The organism is Rhizobium sp. P1_E6, from assembly GCF_056405875.1.
Genome location: NZ_JBFUBG010000063.1, coordinates 16,656 through 37,592, shown reverse-complemented (window position 1 = coordinate 37,592; position 20,937 = coordinate 16,656). Strand labels below are relative to the sequence as shown.

The 20,937-nt window shown below is 56.3% G+C and carries 24 protein-coding genes; 11 read left to right on the top strand and 13 right to left on the bottom strand.

The genetic code is table 11. The features are described from left to right. Positions 1-20 precede the first annotated feature (20 nt). The 7 genes from tsf to AC1D35_RS24340 all read right to left on the bottom strand — a co-directional run bounded on the left by tsf (position 21) and on the right by AC1D35_RS24340 (position 7,611). On the bottom strand, positions 21-947 hold the full coding sequence (tsf, locus tag AC1D35_RS24370; protein WP_113310157.1) for a translation elongation factor Ts: 927 nt from the start codon (positions 945-947) through the stop codon (positions 21-23). A 240-nt stretch (positions 948-1,187) separates the two neighbouring features. Further along, positions 1,188-1,955 carry a 30S ribosomal protein S2 gene (gene rpsB / locus AC1D35_RS24365; RefSeq protein ID WP_113295639.1) on the bottom strand — a complete coding sequence of 256 codons (768 nt, stop codon included), beginning with the start codon at positions 1,953-1,955 and terminating at the stop codon, positions 1,188-1,190. Between the two features lie 223 nt (positions 1,956-2,178). Continuing rightward, positions 2,179-3,282, bottom strand: coding sequence for a substrate-binding domain-containing protein (locus AC1D35_RS24360; protein WP_113310158.1), 1,104 nt, complete (start codon positions 3,280-3,282; stop codon positions 2,179-2,181). Continuing rightward, positions 3,282-3,899: a 5-bromo-4-chloroindolyl phosphate hydrolysis family protein gene (locus AC1D35_RS24355; RefSeq protein ID WP_113310159.1), complete on the bottom strand. Its 618-nt coding sequence runs from the start codon at positions 3,897-3,899 to the stop codon at positions 3,282-3,284. Before AC1D35_RS24355 ends, AC1D35_RS24360 begins: the two co-directional genes overlap by 1 nt. A gap of 7 nt (positions 3,900-3,906) precedes the next feature. After that, entirely contained in the window at positions 3,907-5,478 is a 1,572-nt protein-coding gene (locus AC1D35_RS24350; protein WP_113310199.1) for a VWA domain-containing protein, read from the bottom strand. An 11-nt stretch (positions 5,479-5,489) separates the two neighbouring features. After that, a complete protein-coding gene (locus AC1D35_RS24345) occupies positions 5,490-6,566 on the bottom strand; it encodes a toxic anion resistance protein (RefSeq protein WP_113310160.1) in 1,077 nt (358 codons plus the stop codon). A 205-nt stretch (positions 6,567-6,771) separates the two neighbouring features. Continuing rightward, complete coding sequence (locus AC1D35_RS24340) at positions 6,772-7,611, bottom strand: cell envelope integrity EipB family protein (RefSeq protein ID WP_113295643.1); 840 nt, start codon at positions 7,609-7,611, stop codon at positions 6,772-6,774. Positions 7,612-7,883: 272 nt separating this feature from the next. Here AC1D35_RS24340 and AC1D35_RS24335 point away from each other — a divergent pair, with 272 nt between their 5' ends. The 7 genes from AC1D35_RS24335 to AC1D35_RS24305 all read left to right on the top strand — a co-directional run bounded on the left by AC1D35_RS24335 (position 7,884) and on the right by AC1D35_RS24305 (position 13,586). Next, positions 7,884-8,357, top strand: a complete 474-nt coding sequence (locus AC1D35_RS24335; RefSeq protein ID WP_113310161.1) for a hypothetical protein — start codon at positions 7,884-7,886, stop codon at positions 8,355-8,357. Next, entirely contained in the window at positions 8,354-8,998 is a 645-nt protein-coding gene (locus AC1D35_RS24330; RefSeq protein WP_113310162.1) for a hypothetical protein, read from the top strand. The genes AC1D35_RS24335 and AC1D35_RS24330 overlap by 4 nt, the downstream gene beginning before the upstream one ends. A gap of 148 nt (positions 8,999-9,146) precedes the next feature. Next, positions 9,147-9,305: a hypothetical protein gene (locus tag AC1D35_RS24325; protein WP_162748548.1), complete on the top strand. Its 159-nt coding sequence runs from the start codon at positions 9,147-9,149 to the stop codon at positions 9,303-9,305. Positions 9,306-9,350: 45 nt separating this feature from the next. Continuing rightward, the gene (locus AC1D35_RS24320) at positions 9,351-11,624 is read left to right on the top strand and encodes a hypothetical protein (RefSeq protein ID WP_113310163.1); all 2,274 of its coding nucleotides are present in this window, start codon (positions 9,351-9,353) and stop codon (positions 11,622-11,624) included. 5 nt (positions 11,625-11,629) lie between these two features. Continuing rightward, entirely contained in the window at positions 11,630-12,016 is a 387-nt protein-coding gene (locus AC1D35_RS24315) for a hypothetical protein (RefSeq protein ID WP_113310164.1), read from the top strand. Positions 12,017-12,144: 128 nt separating this feature from the next. Next, positions 12,145-12,801 (top strand): hypothetical protein, encoded by a 657-nt coding sequence (locus tag AC1D35_RS24310; RefSeq protein ID WP_477940392.1) that lies wholly within the window; start codon positions 12,145-12,147, stop codon positions 12,799-12,801. A gap of 62 nt (positions 12,802-12,863) precedes the next feature. After that, positions 12,864-13,586: a hypothetical protein gene (locus AC1D35_RS24305; RefSeq protein WP_477940390.1), complete on the top strand. Its 723-nt coding sequence runs from the start codon at positions 12,864-12,866 to the stop codon at positions 13,584-13,586. A 48-nt stretch (positions 13,587-13,634) separates the two neighbouring features. Here AC1D35_RS24305 and AC1D35_RS24300 read toward each other — a convergent pair whose 3' ends face one another. After that, positions 13,635-14,030 (bottom strand): hypothetical protein, encoded by a 396-nt coding sequence (locus AC1D35_RS24300; RefSeq protein ID WP_113310166.1) that lies wholly within the window; start codon positions 14,028-14,030, stop codon positions 13,635-13,637. Positions 14,031-14,233: 203 nt separating this feature from the next. Here AC1D35_RS24300 and AC1D35_RS24295 point away from each other — a divergent pair, with 203 nt between their 5' ends. After that, positions 14,234-14,476 (top strand): hypothetical protein, encoded by a 243-nt coding sequence (locus AC1D35_RS24295; protein ID WP_113310167.1) that lies wholly within the window; start codon positions 14,234-14,236, stop codon positions 14,474-14,476. Positions 14,477-14,548: 72 nt separating this feature from the next. Here the strand turns inward: AC1D35_RS24295 and AC1D35_RS24290 are convergent, their stop codons facing one another. The 5 genes from AC1D35_RS24290 to AC1D35_RS24270 all read right to left on the bottom strand — a co-directional run bounded on the left by AC1D35_RS24290 (position 14,549) and on the right by AC1D35_RS24270 (position 16,952). Beyond that, the gene (locus AC1D35_RS24290) at positions 14,549-15,241 is read right to left on the bottom strand and encodes a hypothetical protein (protein ID WP_113310168.1); all 693 of its coding nucleotides are present in this window, start codon (positions 15,239-15,241) and stop codon (positions 14,549-14,551) included. Continuing rightward, positions 15,238-15,474 carry a hypothetical protein gene (locus AC1D35_RS24285; protein ID WP_113310169.1) on the bottom strand — a complete coding sequence of 79 codons (237 nt, stop codon included), beginning with the start codon at positions 15,472-15,474 and terminating at the stop codon, positions 15,238-15,240. The genes AC1D35_RS24290 and AC1D35_RS24285 overlap by 4 nt, the downstream gene beginning before the upstream one ends. Then, positions 15,471-15,941 (bottom strand): hypothetical protein, encoded by a 471-nt coding sequence (locus AC1D35_RS24280; protein WP_477940387.1) that lies wholly within the window; start codon positions 15,939-15,941, stop codon positions 15,471-15,473. Before AC1D35_RS24280 ends, AC1D35_RS24285 begins: the two co-directional genes overlap by 4 nt. A 147-nt stretch (positions 15,942-16,088) precedes the next feature. Continuing rightward, a complete protein-coding gene (locus tag AC1D35_RS24275) occupies positions 16,089-16,667 on the bottom strand; it encodes a hypothetical protein (RefSeq protein ID WP_113310171.1) in 579 nt (192 codons plus the stop codon). A 15-nt stretch (positions 16,668-16,682) separates the two neighbouring features. Beyond that, on the bottom strand, positions 16,683-16,952 hold the full coding sequence (locus AC1D35_RS24270; protein WP_113310172.1) for a helix-turn-helix domain-containing protein: 270 nt from the start codon (positions 16,950-16,952) through the stop codon (positions 16,683-16,685). A 219-nt stretch (positions 16,953-17,171) separates the two neighbouring features. Between AC1D35_RS24270 and AC1D35_RS24265 the strand changes: the two genes are divergently transcribed. The 3 genes from AC1D35_RS24265 (at position 17,172) to AC1D35_RS24255 (ending at position 20,854) form a co-directional block, all read left to right on the top strand. Beyond that, positions 17,172-17,396 carry a helix-turn-helix domain-containing protein gene (locus AC1D35_RS24265; protein WP_477940385.1) on the top strand — a complete coding sequence of 75 codons (225 nt, stop codon included), beginning with the start codon at positions 17,172-17,174 and terminating at the stop codon, positions 17,394-17,396. A gap of 209 nt (positions 17,397-17,605) precedes the next feature. Next, entirely contained in the window at positions 17,606-20,167 is a 2,562-nt protein-coding gene (locus AC1D35_RS24260; RefSeq protein WP_477940383.1) for a hypothetical protein, read from the top strand. A gap of 372 nt (positions 20,168-20,539) precedes the next feature. Continuing rightward, complete coding sequence (locus tag AC1D35_RS24255; RefSeq protein ID WP_113310174.1) at positions 20,540-20,854, top strand: hypothetical protein; 315 nt, start codon at positions 20,540-20,542, stop codon at positions 20,852-20,854. The last annotated feature ends 83 nt before the right edge of the window (positions 20,855-20,937 follow it).

The window sequence follows — 20,937 nt, the reverse complement described above, 5'->3', positions numbered from 1 at the left end:
TCCCAAATATGGCTGAAAGATCAGCCCTTCGCGACAGCAGCAACTTCGGCTGCGAAGTCGGTTTCTTCCTTCTCGACGCCTTCGCCGAGGAGCAGGCGAGCCATACCGGTGACTTCGATCGGGGCGCCGGCTTCCTTTTCAGCGGCCTTGATGGCAGCGCCGACCGTCAGGTCCGGATTGATGACGAAAGCCTGCGAGAGAAGAGCGACTTCCTCGAAGAACTTGCGCATGCGGCCTTCCACCATCTTTTCGATGATGGCTTCCGGCTTGCCGGATTCGCGGGACTGCTCGATGAAGACGTTGCGTTCGCGCTCGGCGACTGCGGCATCGACTTCTTCGGCGCGGATAGCCAGCGGATTGGTCGCAGCAATGTGCATGGCAACCTGGCGGCCGATCGACGTCAGAACGGCCTTGTCACCGACCGACTTCAGCGCAACGAGAACGCCGAGCTTGCCGATGCCGTCGCCGGCAGCGTTGTGGACGTAGGTCGCAACGACGCCGTGCTCGACTTCGAGCTTGGCGGCACGACGGAGGGTCATGTTCTCGCCGATGGTTGCGATCGCTTCCTTGATGGTGTCGGCGACCGGCTTGCCGGATGCCGGATAGGTCGCAGCCGAAACGGCTTCGACCGTGCCGTCGGTGGAGAGCGCAACTTCGGCGATGCCGCGTGCGAGATCCTGGAAGGCATCGTTACGGGCAACGAAGTCGGTTTCGGAATTGAGTTCGATGACGACAGCCTTGTGACCGGCGCCGGCGATGGCGACCAGGCCCTCAGCGGCGGCGCGGCCGGACTTTTTGTCGGCCTTGGAGATGCCCTTGGCGCGCAGCCAGTCGATCGCGGCTTCGATATCGCCGTTGGTTTCAGTCAGCGCCTTCTTGCAGTCCATCATGCCTGCGCCGGACTTTTCGCGCAGTTCCTTCACCAGTGCAGCCGTAATCTCGGTCATAAGCTTCCTCTTGTCGGTTCAAGCGGTGGCCCGCAGTAGGCGGCGCGGCACCGGATTGAGGCACGAAATGTACCTGTATGTATGACAGCGTTATGAAGACGCGTCCTAACAGAATTCATAGGGGCAAAAGCAGTCGTAGCTTCCGCCTGAAAAGGGCAAGGCCGCCGAACTTCTGAGAGTCGCGAGCGGCCTTTCCCAATCTTCGCAAGCTTTGGCGGAGATTTTACTCCGCCCGCTTTATCAGGCTTCGGTCGCCTCATCGAGCGCCGGCTCGAACGGAGCTTCCGCAGAAGCGCCGAGGTCGCGGCCCGATCCGCTCTGCTGACGGGCAATACCGTCGATGGCAGCGCGGGCGATCAGGTCGCAGTAGAGAGCGATGGCGCGCGAAGCGTCGTCGTTGCCCGGGATCGGATAGTCGATCAGGTCCGGATCGCAGTTCGAGTCGATGATGGCGACGACCGGGATGCCGAGGCGCTTGGCTTCGTCGATCGCGATCTTTTCCTTGTTGGTGTCGATGATGAACATCAGGTCCGGCGTGCCGCCCATGTCCTTGATACCGCCGAGGGCCTTATCGAGCTTTTCGCGCTCGCGTTCGAGAGTCAGGCGCTCCTTCTTGGAGTAGCCGGACTGCTCGGAACCGAGGATTTCGTCGAGCTTGCGCAGGCGCTGGATCGAGTTGGAGATCGTCTTCCAGTTCGTCATCATGCCGCCGAGCCAACGCGAGTTGACGTAGTACTGGGCAGAACGCTTCGCCGAGTCAGCAATCAGCTCGGAAGCCTGACGCTTGGTGCCGACGAAGAGAACGCGGCCGCCGCGAGCAACGGTGTCGGACACGACCTGCAGGGCGCGCGACAGCATCGGAACGGTCTGAGCCAGGTCGATGATGTGGATGTTGTTACGATCGCCGAAAATGTACGGCTTCATCTTCGGGTTCCAGCGGTGCGTCTGGTGACCGAAGTGGACGCCTGCTTCAAGCAGTTGGCGCATAGAAAAATCAGGCAATGCCATGCCTTGTTACTCCTTTTCCGGTTGAACCTCCGCAAGGCGAACAGCATCCTCTTCGAAGATGCCACCGGGCGGAACCGCCGGATTTCTCCCGGACGATCCCATGCCTTACGTGTGGAATGCGCGTGGCCTTACATTCGATTTCCTGCAAAAGCAAGGCTTACGCCAAAAAATCTGGCGCGAACGGACGAATGAGCCGCGCCTGCGATATATACGCGTTGCCGGCTCAGCTTGCCAGCGTGTTTAGCAGCGAGAGCATGACGCCAGCGTCCGGGATCGGCAGCACGGCATCGATCTCGGCCGGCAGCAGGCCGGCAATTGGCCCCTTGGTATCACCGGTCGCCGTGCCGAGCGGCCCGCGAAAACCGTGTTTGGTCCAGGCAAGCTCCTGCAGGCGGGCGCTCGTCAGCGCCTCGATCAGACGTTCGGCCGTTTCGTCGACGACGATCAGCGGGTGTGCCGAATAGACCGTCGGGCGTGGATAGAGGACGACGGGTTTGGCTCCAGGCCCCGACTGGATGCGGCTCCATCGGTCGGCATCGGCGAGCGCCCATTCAACAAGTTGATTCTCGTAGCCGACAATCATCGGTTCGCCACCGAGCCCGCCTGCCAGATACTGGTCGAACAGCTTGCCTGACGATGGCGACTTGAAACCCATATTGCGGAAGATCGACTGCACTTTGCCGCCATATTGGGCGAGATCATCTGATGTCGCGACATTGCCGCTGAACAGGCTGAGCGCGAGACCCGAGAACATGAAGCCCGAATTCGACCGGTTGGGATCGGTCGAGACGATGCGCGCCCGGCCGTAGAGCGTGACGACGCCGAGCTTCGACCAGTCCGTCCCGGCAAGGATGGCGTCGAGCAAGGCCTTCAGGTCAAGCTGGTGATAACCGTCAGTTACCGTCACGAGGCCCGATTTGATCAGCCCGTCCACGACCGGCTGCCATGTGTAAACGACAATGGGCGTATTGAGCATGACACGGTCGTCGCGGATCTTCACGCCGCTCTGACGGGCGATATCCACCATGATGGATGAGGAAGGCCAGAGAAATTGCGGGTTCTGTGAGAGCAAGGCCTGCTCGCGCACCATCTCGACCGAGCCGGCAACACGGCTGTCGATCGAAAGGCCGTAGCCTTTGATAGCGCTGACGACATCCGGATCGGCAAGGAAAGCCTCTTTCTCGCCGCCGATGAAGCCGAAAAGTTTTGTGCGTGCGCCAAGCAAGCCCTGCAGCTCCGGCCGGTCGCGGACAGCGAAATAGCCACCTGTGCCGGCAATGCCGGTGGCGAGCAGTCCAACTCCAAAGGCACGGCGGGAAAGAGCCATCAGCGTCCGATATCCTCTTTGAGCGATGCCTGGATGAGGCGCAGGTCTGTATCAAGTGTGCCGAGTTCAGCATCGACAAGGCTGTCGGCATAATGAACGAAGGCATCTTCGAGCTTGACGAGTACGGCGCGGACATCCTCCAACTGCTGGCGCTCCGGCGCGCGCTTCGCCTCGATCACCGCAAAGCCCTCGGCGACTTCGGCCGCACGCGGCAGATAGTAACTAAGGAAACGGCGCACGGTATTGGCGCTTTCCGGCTTGGCTTCCACCTTGCGGAAGACATCGGCGGCGATTTCAGCCAGGTGGCGCACGCGCGCTGCCGTCTGCTTGTCGGTGATATCGTCTGCGGCCGTCTCCAGCCTTTGCGCCGCGGGAGCGGCACCTTCCAGCAGTTCCCTCGCGAAGGCGACGCGGCCACGGCCGATCGCCTTGACATTCAGGCCTTCGAAAAGCCGGCGCGGCGACAGCAGGAACACGAGGCCGGCGAAGACGAACATGCCGATGACGACAGCGATCCAGAACGGCATGCCGGCTGTGAACGTGAGGACGGGAACGAGGATGGCCGTTACTGCTCCCGCCACGATCCAGTTGCCATCATTGCCGAGCCAGTTGCGCATGCCGGCCCTAATTATAACCGCGGGCGGTGCGGAATGCTGCCGCAAGGTCCGACCGACCGTCGAAGACACGCGCCGCCGTCGCCGCCGCCAGATTGGCGAGCTGGGTCTTGTCCGCATCGCCGAAAGTAATGCCGAAGATCGGCACGTGTGGCTCCATCGCGTTCCAATCGCTCATGAAGGCCGCACTTTGATCATCGGATCTGCCATCGGTCATGATGATGATCGCCGGCAGATAATTGCCGAGGTCCTCAGTTTTCGCCATCTGCTGGAGCGCGCGCTCGGCGCAGGCATACATATTGGTGCCGCCGCCGGCATGCTGGCCGGCAACCGCATTGAGAAGCCCCTGCTGCTCCATCGCATCGCCCGAGCCCGAAAAGATATTGCGGACATTGGCATCGAAGGGAATGACGAAGATGCGGTCAGCAGGTGACCACTGCACCAGCACCTTGCTGGCCTCTTCCGGCGTGAACAGGAAACGCATCGCCTCCTGCAGACTCTTCTCGCCGTCTCCCTGCATCGAGCCGGAGAAGTCGAGGCAGAGCGCCGTCAGCGACGGCTTGCGAAGTGCGGCCTGATAAAGCGTGAGTGCCTGGCGGATCACCGTTGGTTCCGGCATGCGGATAGCTGTCACCAGTCTCGTGGGATCGAAGTTCCAGCTCGGCTCCGGCTGCGCAGTCACACTGCCGAGCGGCAGGCGGCGGCCGGTTTCGGCGATCTTCTTCTGGACATAGGGCGAACGTAAATAGGCAAGCAGATCCTTGAAGAAGGTCTGTACCTCGGCGCCGCGGCCATGATCGACGAAACCGATCGGTGAATCCGCCATCGCCACGCCATCGGCGGGATAGATGGCGTAAAGCGGCTCCTTGCCCATGCCTGACAGTTTGTCGTTGGTTTCCTTGATGACCGCCTCGTAGTTCCACATGGCATCGTAGATCGTGCCCTTGCCAGCGGAATCCGTATAGAGGTCGGCGAGCCAGCCCGAAGAGCCGGAGGAGCGCGCAACGCCGGCAAGCAGGCTTCGAACGGTGTCCTGGACCGTCTTGTCGTCGAGATCGCCGGGCTCGATCACCGGCTTGTTGCCGAGCGCGCTTGAGAGCATGGCGAGATAGGCGCTGGCTCCTGAATTCGACTGAGTGGCTGATGTCATCAGAAACTTCAGCGAGCCGCTATCCACCGCTGCCAAGATATCCTTCACGAAGACATCCTTTCCGATCCAGCCGAGCTGTTCGGCCTTCGACTTGCGCACACCGAGGATGACGGGCGTCTGCGCCACCGACGTCAGGTCCTTGACCCTGCGCCTTGTGTCGAACATGTCGACCCAGACGCTGGAAGCGGGCCAGACGGCGTCCTGCTCAACGCCCTGATCGCTTTGCAGCGCGAGGCCGATATCGAGCGTGCCCTCATATTTGAAGGAGCAGGTCGCGTGCTTCTCCTTGCAGAATTCCTCGACGATCGGCTGGAGGACGGTGTTTTCCGACCCGGAAACGATCGAAAAGTCAGGGCCGCTGCTGAAAGCATCGCAGCCGGCCAGCGCCGCCAGACCAGACAGCGCCAGTGCGGAGACGAGTGATCGGATCATGTTTTTGCCGGTCACGCCTGTGTCATCGCCTTCTTGAGGTCGATCGTCAGTTGTTCCATATGCTGCTCGGCCTCAGCGCGCTTCTTACGGCCCTCCTCCTGGACGCGCAGCACGCCGGTTACAGTGTCGATCAGATCCTGATTGGCCTTGGCAAGCGTCTCCATATCAACGATGCCGCGCTGCGACTGCTGCTCGATGGCGATCGCCTGATCCTTCATCATTTCGGAGGCCTGGCGGATCATGTCATTGGTGGCGTCGGTGACCGTCTTCTGCAGATCGAGGGCCGATTTCTGCCTGCTAAGCCCGAGCAGAATGACCATCTTCTGCTTCCAGGCCGGAACCGTCAGTGCCGAGGTGGCCTGAAGGTTCTCGATCAGCGTCTCGTCGCCAGCCTGGACGATGCGGATCTGCGGAAGCTGCTGGATGCCGAGCTGACGAGCCTGCTGCAGATAGAAGATGCGTTTCTCCAGTCGGTCGAGCGCCTGGACGCTGTCCTGATAGGTCTGCGCTTCCAGCATGCCGTCGCCGGGCGCCGACGTCGCGGCATCGGCTGCGCTCTTCAGTTTCGGCAACTCGATCGCACGGAAATGGTCAGCGAAATTCTTGCCGGCCTGCACATAGGCGTCGAGCCGGATGATCGACTGTTTCGTCTCCTCATGCAGATCGTCGAGCAAGGCGATATCACGGCGCAGCGTATCCTTGTGGCGGTCGAGTTCCAGCCCGATACGGTCGATCTGACCCGCGACATCCTCGAACTCTTCCTTGAAGCGTTCGAGGCGTGCCTGGGCAGAGAGGAACATGCGGCTGAGGAAACCCTTCTCCTTCAACGACGCAGGATCGAGGCTCTTCGATTTCAGGATGATGTCGGTTAGAAGCTTGCCGACCTCACCGAGATCCTTGTTGCGCACCTCGCGCAGGATCCTGTCGGAATAGTCGCTCACAGACTGCTGCGCCCGGTCTCCGAAGACGGAGATTCCGGCGCGGTCAGTGATACTGATATTATCGGTGATGCGGGCTATTTCGGAGGGATCGGCGGCAATCGCCGGCAGAGAGGCATTCTGCATAGTCGCGAGATCGGTATCGGCCATTCGGGTCGTCTTTCTCGGCTTGTGGCGCAATTGGTCTTACGAATTGCAAACCCATTGTCGTAGCAAATGGGCCATCCACGCTGCAGGGTCGGAAAAGGCAGACTTCCACACGTACCGGCCCGCGATGACTCATCTCGGGACGACAGTTTAGCTGCACTAGAAATACGCTTTTATGACAGTTGGTTAAGGAGCGACAAAACCCGCCTTACTGGCAGGTCGGCGCGGCCTTCTTGTCGAGAAGTTCGAGATTGGCGAGCTTGCCGGTCAGCACGAAATCGCCGTAGTCCATCGTCAGGTCGCGCGTGATGCCGTTCTCATAGAGCTTGAACGACATGCGGTAGACCGGCAGAGTGTCCGATTTGGCATTCTCGTTGAAATAAGAGATCGTCACCGGCCAGAAGGCGGTCTTGGAGAACTGGCCGGCATTGCCGGCATCGGCCTCATCGGTGGCCGGGGTTTCCTGCTTGCCGACGATGGTCGTGGTGACCAGTGATTTGTCGCCGTCATCAGAGCCATCGAAAACGCGAGCTTCGAAGAAGCGCTTGCCGTCTTTGGCGTTCTGGATGACATCGAGCATATGCTCGGTCGGGAACCGGCTTTCGGCGAGCTGCAGCTCGCGGCTAGCCGGCTGCGTCAGGTCGACCTTCACGCCTTCCGGCTTATCCTCGGCCGCGCCGTTGACTTCCTTGTCGAGCTGGTCGTCGGTGAAGGACTTCGTGTCGAAGGTGAACTTGCCGTCCTTCAGGCTCTCGAAGGTCTTGGTCTGCTGGTCGCTGACGCGCACGCTATCGCCCGTGTCGATCTGGGTGACGAAGCGGAAATTCGTGGTGAAGCCTTCGCAATAATTGCCGTCGAACTCATAGACCATACGGCCGTACATGGAGGAGATGCCGGAGCGTTCCGAGGCGTCCTTCAGTTCCAGGTCGTAAACCGCGCGGTGAGCAACGAGCCCGGTCGCGATCACAGCGCTCGTCGCCGGCGCGGCCGCGGAGACATTGGCGGAAACGCTTGCGAGGAGAAGAGCGGCAAGTGACGATCGGAACATTCATTAACTCCTGTTGGACTCGTCCGCGATGTTATAAGAACCGTTTCGGCCAAATCGAGGCGGCCAAGTCGAGGCTCGAAACTGTCACATTAAAGATTCTAGTCTTGATGCATAATTTTTGAAGAACTGTCAATTGAACACTTATTCCGGTTTAGTTTCAGACAGTTAATCCTGCAACGGTTTCCAGTACCCTGTTGCGTACCCCCAAAAATTCACCCATCGTATGCGCATGTATAGCGGTATCCGCTATTCCTATGATGGAACAGAAAAACATGGACACGCTACCTCCCCCACCACCATTGCCCGCCTCTGTCAAGCGAGCATTGCGTGGGTTTTCAGCGGATCAAGTACAGGAAGCCCGCAAGACCCTCGCCTCGCTCGCACAGAATTGTACCGACTATCGCACTCGAAAGGAAGCGGCTGAGTATATCGACAAGACTGCGCGGGCTGACGAAGACCAATTCTTCAAGGGTGATGAGCAGGCGCTAGAACAACTGGCGTCGGTCTTTGTCGAACAGTTGTCAGGATTAGGGGTGGCACTTCACCTATTCGCTAAGCAGGCGATCTCGCGTGCTGATCTGGATATGATCATGAAAACCGTTGCCGCCGATCAGTCCACTAAGATCGCCGACCTCGAACTAGCGCGGGCTTTCCTTGAGCGCGAGAACAAACACCTGGCTCACATGCTTGAGACCGGCAAGCGTATAGACGCAGCACCATTGCCACAGGGGCCAGTTGAGGAATGACGACCGCTGACTCGACGCTCGACAGGATTCTAAAACGCCGAGAGAAGCTCGAACGAAAGGGCGTCTTCAAGAAACAGATTGCCAACTCTAGTGTGACCATCCACCCGTGGAAAGTCGATGAGAATGGCTACGTCAGTCAGATCGGCCAGCACGAAGGCCCGGGGATCGCAATGTTCGTAATCCCCTCGGGTAAATTCCTGACAGTCGAAAGTAGGCTGATCAAGCCGGAATTGACTCAGCAGTGGTTGACCGGGTTCGCAAACCTTGAAGAACTGCCGGATATGCCCATGCAAATGTCACCACTCGTTGACGCCCCCTTCCCCCTATTTCCACCCCCTGTCATCGAGAGGGTGCCAGACGCAACGATTGGAACGGAGGGCGACCCGAATACACATGAGCACCCGCCTGCCGTTCGTCCCGATGAAATAGACCGGGAAGCCGTCCTTCTCGACCTTGGCAAGTTGCGCAAAGAGCGTGGCTCGAAGTCAAAATCAAAGCCCCAGTCATTCACGGAGCAAGCTCGCCGCAGGAACGAGGAAATGGCCGCGCAATTCGAACGGGACAGGCTCGCCCAGCAGGAAAGGGAATCGCGCCCCACACAGAGGATGGTGATGCCGCCACCGATTGCCGAATGGAAGTGATATCGAAACGCAAAAACATTAATATATCCAGATTTAATTTAAGTAATAATCAAGAATTAAACAAATAGAAACGTTTTTAACTTTGACATCTCGTTGGCGTCTTTGTTTTACTTGCGTAGCAAGTAACTTCAACTGACGAGTGATCAACATGCAAACTAAACCTGATAAGCTTGAAACGACCGAGCCGGATATTTCACCCGAGCGTGCAGCTGACCTTCGCGCGGTGAACGCTGTCAAGAAGAACTACAAAGACATGCTGACTGGCAAATACCTGTCACGAACCCACGGCGATCAGAACCGCGATTAGCGCGCCTGGGGCACATTCGGACAGTGAAGGCAAAGGCGGTACAACATGGCTAGTTTTGTAGAGCAGGCAACGCTCACAATTGATGATCAGGCTTCGAAGCAGGTTCGGTCGCTCAATAAGGACATTTCCAACCTCATCCGAAATGCGAAGCGCTTGAACGGCATCAAGTTCGACGTTGGTGGCGTCAGGCAGGCGCAGTCGCAGGTCCGAAGCCTCGCGAAGTCGATCAACAGTCTTCCGAAATCGCGGACGGTTAATGTCAACGTCAACAACCGGACGAAGAACACGACGGCTGGCGGACGCATTTCCCCTGTGGCACCTCCCCGGACTCGCACTGGCACAGGCGCCAACGGTAATTTGAGCCTCGGCGGGGCCGGACCGTTCACCGGGCTTGTTCGCATTGCTGCCGCAACGATCACAGCAACTGGCGCGGTCACGATTGCGCAGGCAGGATTTACCGCAGGGATCGAGGGACAGGCAGCCGAGACGCGGCAGGAAATCATAATCGCAGACCCATCGCTTCGCAGTCTCGCGAGAGAGGTCGCACAGACAGCCGTCCAACAGTCAGAACGCGTATCGCTTACCCGCGCCACCGAGATTTCGACAGACGCGATTGTCAGCGGTCTTCGTGGTGATGTTCTGAAGACGGTCGTTCCTCGCATCGCGCAGCTTGAAGGACAGTCGAAGCTCATTGCTCCCAAACGCAGTGAAGAGCTAACCGGTCTGACGAATAAAATTCTGAACCTCGCCAATGCGACCGATGACGCAACTAAGTCGGTTAAGCTCGCAGAGGGCGTCTTCCGTGCGTCGATTGCCGCTGGTGAAAGCTTCAATGCTTCCACAACCATCGCGGCGCTTCGAACATCCGGCTTCGCAAACACACTCGATCCGGAAGGTCTTGTCGGTCTATCCCTCGCAATCGACGCACTCGGACAGCGAGCAGGCTCGTCCTTGCAGCGTCTCCAGAAGGAGCTATTCACGCCGCTCTCACAGGCTGGCGCGGGGGCGGGAATCGCAAAGGGCGCGGTTCGCTCGCTTACGGAATCGGGGTTCCGCGGTGAGCAAGGGATCAGCAAAGAGCAGGCAGACTTCTTCCGACGTGACCCCGCGAAGTTCATTCAGACAGTCATCCGGGACAACCTTGTGAAACAGGGAGTCGATGTTAATGACCGCGTTGCCACAGAGCAGGCGCTGTCGCGAGCAGGCTTCGCGGAAACGTCTCGCCGCCTCATCAGCGATGCACTTTCGTCCATTGACGAGGCGAACAGAGCCCGTTCTCTGGTTGGTCAGATCAATTTTGGAGAGACGGAAACAGCCGCCGCCGATGATCTCGGCGCTGCGTTGAAGAACCTGACAGCAGGATTCAACACGTTCGCTTCGCAAGCACTCGATCCGCTGTTCTCAGCGATCGCCCCGAACGTGAATGCTGTTGCTCACTTCCTTGAAGGGATTGGGACGAGTTCGAGCAAGCTGGACGACCTCGGGGTCGCGGCTGGCGCAGCCGTTTCCGCATTCGCCGTCTACAAGGGCGGGCAGTCGATCATCTCAGCAATCTTCAATCCTCTAAACCAGTCCGCGCTCGCACTCGATGGATCAGCCGCAGCCCTCACCCGCGCCGCTGTGGCATTGGGTGGAAAAGGCATTGTTGGAACTGCGGCAACAGGGGCCGCAACGGCGGGAGGCGCGGCGGCAGGTGGCGGGCTAACGGGCCGGGCTCTCGCGCTGATCCGGAGATTCCCCGGTTTCGCTGGGTTCGCTGCAGCGACCACGCTCGGACGCGGATCAATCGTGCACCTACCGAAAGACGAGCTTGAGCGCTTCGGGCTGAATGTTCCTGACCAGAAGCCGGGTTCGTTGATCGATACGTTCAAGGCGTGGCTTAGCAGCCAAGACGGCTTCACTACGCCAGAGAAGCTTGGCCCACCCTCGCCTCGCAGCGCTGTTTCCGATCTCATGACGAGACGCGACCAACTCGCGAGTACGATCTCCGACCTAAAAATGGACCCTGTCCCTGACAACAAGGTCATCGCTGTCCTGCAAAACGACCTCACACAGGTCAACGCCACTATATCGCGGTTCGACGCGGCTTTCGGAACGAGCGTTCAAGCGGCGGGGACGAATATCGGCACTGGCATAACCGTTGCTGGAACGAGCGTCGGGGAAACCATCGGCGGATCGATCCTTGCGGCAGGAACAGCCGCTGCCGATGTGATCGCGTCCCGTATCACAAACGCCATCAGCAACGCGGTGATCAACGCACCGCGCGTAGCGCCAAACATTCCAGCCCCGAACACTGGCGCGACGTCGCCCACGGAGTGACCGGCATGGACAAGAGCGATTTTGACGAGTGCATGCCGACGATCCCGCGCGACGATGACACGGCAACCGATCGGGTGATTTCCCCCTCTGCACCCCCTGTGGCAACTGACGTATCGACAATCGCAGGCGCTCAGTTGCTCGCAAACATTGCCCTCCTGCTTCATGGGATCGAGCCGAAAGATCGGGAGATGGTCATGAGTCGCATCCTCGACCTTCGCGCTGGTTTCGACACAATCGACCCGCTGCGCAATCGTGGCCTCGTTGTCTCCATTGCGTCGGATATGCGGCTGGTCTGCGAATTCACGGCAATGCCGGAAATGCCGACTTTGCTCCTGACCCTGTCGACCGGTGAGGCAGAATTGGTCGACGTGCCACAGGGGAGGCCGAATTGATCCGTTCACGAACTTTATCCCCACGTCATGGTAGGCGTTGAGATGTCGTAATGATCCCAGTTATATTTCAAGCATAAGGCGATTACTGAGTCTCAAAATTTTATCGCTTGAGTTGCTGAGGGATCGATATGGCCGACGACACTTACCTCACAAAAGAGGAAAACCTAGCCGTTGCGGATGCGTTTCTCGGAGCAGTTGTCGAACTCTATCCGATAGCCTCCCAGAAAGCCAAAATAGCGCTCATCAAAGTGGAGAATTACCCTCAAATACACATGCGGGACAATGGTATGCCCTATTTCTCCTCCGTTTGGCGAGATAAGGCGCGTCCTGACTACCAATACGCTCTTAGCGGCATGGGACTCCTGGCGCTTCCTTTGAGCGCTATCGATGAAGGAAACAATCTTGAGCCGGTTAAAAAACTGGGTAGGGTATTGTGGGATATCCCTACCTTCAGGAAACGTCTGTCAGACGATAAGGAATGGTACGCAGAATACGAGGCCAAATCATTGGTCGAACAAGCTCTTTTGCGTTACTTCAACCGTTACGGCGTCACCGCCGAACTTGACGAGAAAAAGGGCTGGATTGTTCTTCGAGAGATGCTATTTGCATTGGGCTCGGGTCAATTGCCTTTAGCACTTGTTGTGCCGATCCTTATGCATCAATTCGAGGCCGACCATTATCGCCTCACAGACGACGCGTACATTTTCAAAATGCGCAAGCCGTTCCAACTCGCTCGCTCGCTCAGTGGCAATTTTACGGGTTTGTCAGCACATACTGGAATGTAGGAAATCGTCCCTCATCAGGAATTGCAACGGCACTCACCGACCCCAGTGAAGCTGCCTTCGAAATGATAGACTCCTTTTTCGCTGCCTTCCGATTGGCGACAGATGCTGTCGCTGGTTATGGGCAGGTATTACATGTTCCTCGTGGATGGGGCGTTTCTTATAAATGGGATCTGCCGGCAATGTATATCTCGGAGCATCGCCGCTACCCGATGATCTACGACCGGACATTTTGGAATGACGGTTCAACGAGATTTGTTCCAAAAGACTTTATGCCGGATATTCGAGAAACCTATCATCAGGTGCTGGCCAGTAAATCGAACAAGATGCAGTTGGCTCTTCGCCGTCTAAATGCTTGCGTGACGCGAGACGATGACATTGACGCTATCCTTGATGCAATCATCGGCATCGAACTCCTTCTTGGAGACGGAAACGATTCCCTGACTTTCAAATTGAAAATGCGGGTGGCGGGCCTTTCAAAGCTGACGGATGGGCGATTCCCGCCTGAGGCTTCTTACAAAGAGATGGGAAAGCTTTACGAGACACGGTCCGCCATTGTCCACGGAAGCTCAAGAGGCAAGAAGAGTAAGGATATCGAGCCTGACCGCAGAACCATCTATGCCAGCCACCGAGATCTTGCCACGCGGTATCTGCGAATGGTCATCAAGACACTTTTGGAACATCCCCAATACCTCGACCCTTCGTTGATCGACCGGAAGTTGCTTATCGGCGTTGGGTACGAGGACGAACAAGCCGTACAAAAGGATATCCCTGGGTTAGAGGCCTGATGGTCGAAAAACATCGGGGCAAGCTGAAAGAGCTACACGGTCGACTGCCTACAACTTTGGAACTGAGGTAATCACGCCGCGAATTACAACATCGTTGTCGGCCTTGATTTTGCAAATCACTTCGAACCGTTCGCCGGGCTGACTGCGGCTTTTGATGAACTCGGTAGCTTGTACCTTTTCCACACCGTCAGGCGGAGAGCAGAACGACCAAGCGTCCTTGAGGTAGAAAGGCACCTCTTGCGGATGTCCGAAGTATCGGCGCGTTTCCCTCTCATTCGGCACGCCAACCAATATCGCACGCAAGCCGTTAGCGTAGGATATCGAGAATGCACCCTCAGGCATCTCTGGTCGTGTCCAAAAACCCGCTCGATAGTAATCATAGGCGATATAGCCAATGACGCCGAGTACGGCCGCGCCAATGATTCGTTTAATCCATATACGCACTTGTCATCCCTCAATGCCCCACCCACGGTTTAGCTTCTTGGCCTTACGCCTGCAACGAGAGCGCTCATTTTAGTCTGGGGATATCGACGTGATGCCACACAGGGGTCTCAGAGAGTGCGCGTCACGCAGTTTACGAGGTAGTTCCGCACAATGTAGCATCGCGAACCAAACGCGCATTGCTGGGTGAAATGTTGGAGGGGAATATGAGCTTGGACGGATTTGATGAGTTCGATGAGGACACCGAGGCGGCTCTGAAGTGTGATATTGAGCTAGATATCAAAGGTCACAAAACCCCACGAGATGCAGCCAAGGCAACGGCTGCTATACTACGGGCATTAGCTGCGAGCATCGAGAACGGTCAACTTGGTACCGGCTTCCATCCAGTCCTCAACGTGGGCCAAGAAAAGGTTGGAGAAGTCTACCTCGATTTTTACGGCGAAGGCTGACGAATGTCCCCACCTCGTGACATGCAAAGGGACGCTCTCGCGCCCCTTCAGTACCACCCCTGTGGCAAGCGATCACGATGCTGCCTTCTCCGGATATGATACTCGCTTAAGCCAATCTGCTCGCTTCTCCGCTTTGAGAATCGGAGCATTGCCCTCGATCTTGGGTGATCCCTTTGCCACAGGGGGGCAGACGCCGATAGGAAGCGGAACCGCGTTCGACTTCAGCGAAGGATCAGGACGCGGCGGGGTTTTGGGACTCAGGATACGCAGATGCGGGTTGCTGTTGATCTCGAAGGAAGATTCCGGATGCTGGATATACCCGCGTGCGACCAGCGTGTTTGTTTCGTGGGCGACTTTCATGCCGGGGAACAGGTGAAGGACAAGTTCGTCAAGTTGTTCTCTCGATAGGCAGTCCTGACCGCCCCGAAAATTGTCCAGTGCGAATAACGCAATGCGCGATGGCTCTTGAAGCAGACTCAGGTTGTGCCCAAGCAGCGCGGCACGAAGCGCGTTCACGGCGTCGGTGACCACCTCGTCTGCCTTTTCATCGTAACGAAGAATGCCCTCGCTAACGACCGCGCAAAGCTGAATGAGTTCCTCTCCTGTCGGCTCGGCATCACCGTTCACCATTGCTTTGAGATGAGCAATTTGAGATTTGCGAGTGAATCCGAGCTTCGCAGCCAGAGTTTCTAGGTTCTCCCTGCCGAGCGCGGTAATGATTGCCTGCGCGCCGTTTCTTGGGGTCGCGGCCAGTTTATTGATCATTGGATTGCCCTTTCTTCGAAGTCGTCGGATGGTGGCTGTATGGTCGCGGGGACTATGATGCCCGCTGCATGTTCGAGGACGCGCAATCGCCGCTGTGCATGGTGAAGCTGGATTGTGATCTCACCTGCCGTTGCCGCGAGTTGTCGCGAGCTTTCCTGCATCGACTTTGCAGCATCGCCGAGCACTTTGATGAACTCGGCCAGTTGCAGGATTTCAACGGCGTGACTGCTCATCGCGCTATCACTTCCCTGATCTGTTCGGCGACGGCTGCGACATCATTCATCATGCGAACGTGAGCGCCCATCTTTGCGAAAGTGATTTCCGCCTCGGTCGCATCGCGGCAGCTGAGAATTTTGCAGTCGTCGTTTTCGGGGTTGATATCCTTGCACAGACTTACCTCGATAGGCGTCATGCCTATCTGTTTGGTCATGTACGCTTTGCGCTGTGCCGCGATGCTCAAGCCCTTGGTTGCAACAGCCAGGTCGTCATCGAAGACGAGGACTGCAACCCTGCACCCGAGTGCGTCGTACGCCGCCGACAAGATAACGCCCTTGTTCTCGCGCTGCGCGTTTCGTTGATCTGGATGATCGAGCAAGATCGGAACATTTTGGTCGAGCTTGAAAGCCTCGGGCCTCAGAAGTGCCGTCCCGTCTTTAGTGACGCTGGTCGTGTACGCATACGCTAGAAGTATCTTCGCCATCCTAAGTTCACCTTTTGTTCATTTCAAGAAAAAGACCGACAGGGGAGCGAGGCCTCAACTACAACCCTGCCGGATCGGGCAAAGGTGTGGTGGTCTGCCAGAGACCCGGAGGTCCACATTGCCTTGCGTCCCGATTTCAATGCAGCGCTATTGTTGCCACTTAAGCTCGCGGCCATTCTCCCATTCCCACATGTTCTTGAAGTATGCGTTCGACCCCCATATCGGAGTGTCCTCCCCAAATCCGTGACTGGCTGCATATTCCTGCTCGGCCGCGTAACGATCATTGAATTTCTGGCCGGTCGTTTTGTGGTGCCGGAGTCGGAAAGCTGGAAAAACATTGTCCCCGAGGAAAATGCGCAACCGCGACCCATCGATGCTCACTGCGACCTCGGGGGCACACTGTTTGCAAATCTGCTGGTTTAGCCACGAGACGATGTTCTCTGCATCCTGCACCTTTCGCTCATGAGAACGGAGGCTTTCGACAAGGCCCCACTTCATGACGACTTCGGTTATTTCGGAGAAGGCCCATTCACCCGTGCCTTTTGATATGTGGTCTCGCAGATCGGCCAGAAGCTGCATAACGTAGCAAGACCGCTCGATTGGTGTTTCGCCAAGGACGTAAGCTTCCCAAAGATCAGCCGGAACGCAGACTGCCCTCTCCTGTGGCAGGCCATGAACCTTGAGTGTCAGCGCCGCGGCGGGTGTCATTTTGATGCCAAGCAACATTGTCGCCCTCCCCGGCTACTCGATCGGTCTGACTACGGAGGGCAAGACCTGCCGGTGCGTCGCCACGTCGACTGTGATGGCGAAATGGTTGCAAAGCTTCTGCAACGTATCGATGGTTGGGACGCGCTCTTTCTTGATGAAGGCGTATAGCGTCGGGGCCGTCACGTTCGCGGCTTCCGCAACGTCGTAGACGGATTCAGCAGCTGCTACGCGCTTTCGGATGCTATCCACGAGCATCACCAAATCCAGCGTGACCGCCGACCCCTGCTCCAATACCTCAGACATAATATATTTGCTCCACTACGTTGCGTAAAAAAAATGTAAAGGACGCTTTACAGGAAATGTAAACAGTCTTTAACATTTCCATCCGAATATAATTTTACATCTATATGTATATTTTAAACTATTATTAGATGGAAATGATTTTATATTTGACGATCCGAATTTTATTTCGTTATTCATTCGAAAAATAACAACGAAAATGCAACTGAAAAGGCAACAAACATGAGCACGAAACAAGTTACACTTGCCGAAATCTCAGAAACAGTTCRCACCAAACTTCGTGAGCATCCAAGCGTTACAGCTCTTGCGCGCGAACTCGGATTCCTTCCCGGAACGCTACACAACATCATGACAGGACGGCGCGTGAACCCTCGCCCCGAGGTCGCAGATGTTCTCTGTAAGCATTTCGGAATAACGCTTATTGCCGTCACCAAAGACGCAGCGTAACATCGCCGTCACTCACCCGCGTGTCGCCCCTGTCGGCATATGACGCGGCTGAGGAATCGAAGCTCTTGCAGCCTCGCGTTTGATCCAAACCGCAATGATCAAAATGAAAAGCCCCCGAACTTTCATCCGGGGGCTAAGCAAAATCTGCGGTATACATCAGGACCCCTTGTATATCGCATAGATCAACCGCGAATGCAAGGAGTATTATTGTGTTTAGTCTTCCGACTCCAGGATATATTACTAAAGAAGCAAATATACCTCAAGAATTGCGCGATGTGCCACAGTGGATATTGTGGGCACCCAAGCTTCGAGGCAACAACGTTACTAAGGAGCCACGTAGTTATCGCGATCCGAGCGGCAACCCTATTGATGTCAATGACAGCTCGCACTGGACGACGTTCGATAACGCGATCGCCGTCATGCGAGCTGATGCAGGCGGTCTCGTCGGGATTGGGCTCGTGCTGAACGGGACGGGTTTAATCTGCCTCGACTACGATGACCATGAAGGCGACGACGCAGAAGCCGTTGCGCGAGGTGCTGCATACATCGCAGAAGAATTAGCGAAGTACCCGACCTACGTGGAGACGTCCATTAGTGGTAAAGGTCAGCATTGGTTCTATCGAGCTACATTGCCGCACGGACTAACAAACGGCACAATGGCACCGATCAGCATAACCGCATACTCGCGGCGCTTCATTGCACTGACGGGCATTATCGATGAGCATAAGATCGATTGGGGCCAAGTTGCCGATGGGCAGCAGCTCGTTGACAGCTGGACTTTGCCTGCTCCGGTAAATGCGGTCGGTGCACTCGGCGCCACTGAGGCTCTCGGCCGTCGCCTCGACCTTACTGACGATGAGGTTGGTTATACGTTGAGAATGCGCCGCCCTGCCGAGTTCAAGGTGCTCACGTCAAGTCTAGATATGACGCCAAAACGCGGCGAGTGGTGGCTCCGCATCATCGGCGACCTTGATAAGATTACAGGTGATCCAGCGCAGATTGACAGGATGATCAGCGAGTCCCCAGCGTACCGCAATTCATTCAACGCTGAGAGATACGACCAGCAAGAGAAATGGCTCGGAAAACAGGGGTGCGCTTCAATGCTTGAATACTGGCTCAAGCATGCACGGAGCAGCAACGAAATAGCGATTGCACCTGTCGAGCGCATCACGCCGGAGCGCCTTGAGTTTTTGCTTAAGGTTGGCGCCGCGATCACCTGGCACACGAATAACAAGAACTCGCCGTTGCCAGCTGAGGCCGTCGCCTCTGTGACCTCGGGTAAACAGCCGAGATTTTCCGCCACCGCGATGCGAGCAATCGAGCAACTAACAATCGCATCTGGAGTCGAGGAAAGGTACCTCACCGAGACCGCACCTCCTGGCCCGATTGGTGAATTTGTCGAGTGCGTGGCAATGGGGATGTACGAGCCGTTTCTTAGCTTCGCAATTCCCGCTACACTGTCGGGACTTGCTGGCATAACGGCTCGCGGCCTCAAGCTTGACGATGGCCAAGGTACAAACATCTTCAACCTGCTCTTCGCGCAGACATCCACAGGCAAGTCGCAGTCGGTCGAATCCTTCGAAACGTTTCTTGCTGACGTTCGTATACGAGGCGGAAATGGCGCACCCGAGGGAATAGCAAATATGCCCGATTACTTCCGAGCGATCGATCTGATATCGAGGCAGGGCGCGCACATGCCGTTCCAAAATGCACCTTCCGCATGTTGGGTCGAAGAAGAGTGCTGGCGCATTCTTGATCTCATCATAAACCCCGGCAAGGGATCGAGCGCATTTTCTCCTAGCGACTTCGTAAACAAGCTCTTTGACGAGAGTAAGGTTACGAAGGTCCATATGCCTCCAGCATCAGTTCGCGCGAAAAGGGATGGCGACACCAAGATCGCCAACCTCTCCCAATCGCTCTRTTGGGTAACAACGGCATCGAATGCTTCAAAGGTTCTCGGGCGCGACGTTATCGACACTGGCGCAGCCTCGCGCATGATTCCCCTTCTCCATCCAGGGTCGGCGGGTGTCGAGCATCAAGACTTGTCACATCGAATGCAGCAATTGCCGACAAGAATGCACGACCGCCTTCTGCAACTGGTCCTGCGGTCGATGGATTTGCAGGTTCAGTACAACGTTGCGACAGCGACGGATAAGATTATGTCGCCAGACATTTCCCGACTCATAACCGTTTCGAAAATGAACCCAGACGCGAGCGCACTTTATGAGAAAAATCGTAAAGCACTGGGCACGTTCAAGCGTGGGATTCAGGATAGCATTCTGGATTACCCTTCGACCTACATCATGTTTTCGCGAATCTCGATGCTGAGCCAGCGCATTGCCGCGCAGATCGCATATTTCAACTCGGATTCAGCCGTCATTGACCACGAGGCGTTATCTTGGGCAACGGGTCACCTCGCGCAGCGTATCGGAACATTTCTGACTGCCTTCGACCGGGGCGATATGGGCGAGGCACTTGAAGATGGAGAAAAGACCATTCTCAAAGCAATTAGGGACCTGCTGCGCCGTGGTAAAGGCGATTCCACAGGGTTTGTGCCGTATTCTGATCTGTCGAAGATGATACGGGACCGGGCACCGTTCAGCACTCTCATGAAAAGCCGCGGCGCAACTGCAGTCCGTGGCGAGATTCGAAGTCTCCTACATGAGATGGTGCAAGAAGGCATGCTCGCACTTCGGAGCGAACCCACGAACACAAATACGGGAAAGTTCTATGCGGCGACTTCTCACAAATGCTGGGAGGACATCAAATAAGAAGATGCGTCTCGCTTGAGTCCAAAGATGGCAGAAGTGAATTTGTCGGAATTTATCGTATTTTTCGTATTTTTTTGGGGGGGGTACACCATGCATCTATATCGATATGTTCAATGGTGAACATTATTCGAAATTTGATACGATAAATACTATAAATACGATATATTTAGAAAAAAATATTAGTAATCAACCACTTAACATTTCGTATTCCGAGTCGTATTTCTCGTATTCAAACTACACCGTCGATCCGGATAGAACCAAAATTGAAATGCGTCGCTTCTTCGCGGCTTGACAGCGCTATCTAGCATTTGACAACTATTGCGAGCAATACTAACGCTGACAGCTAATGAAATCGAGTTGCTGGAGAAATCGTTGACTGAACCTGAGATAGCCATATTTACCGTCCTCGCTAGCTCGATCGGAGGCGCTCTCGGCGCTCGAAACGCTGAGGCCGAGGCATGGCGAGGATTTGTAATCATCGCAGCGTCAACGGTCGGAACGCTCCTCCTGTTTTCATTCCTCAATGTCAACAACACCATTCTCTCCCTGATATGCAATATCGTAATCGCTGGAGTCGTCGGCGGTGCCCTTAAGTTGGGAGGACGTCAGATCGGTATCGTCATCATTGGTGCGGTGCTGTTCGCCGCTATCTCTGGCGCAATCATTGGCTTCCTCTCTAAGCCTTAGCCACCCCATCTGTGGCTCACATATCTCGCCAGTGACGCGATCTAACGCCAAGTCCGCCCGATGTCACCGGCCCGAGACTAACG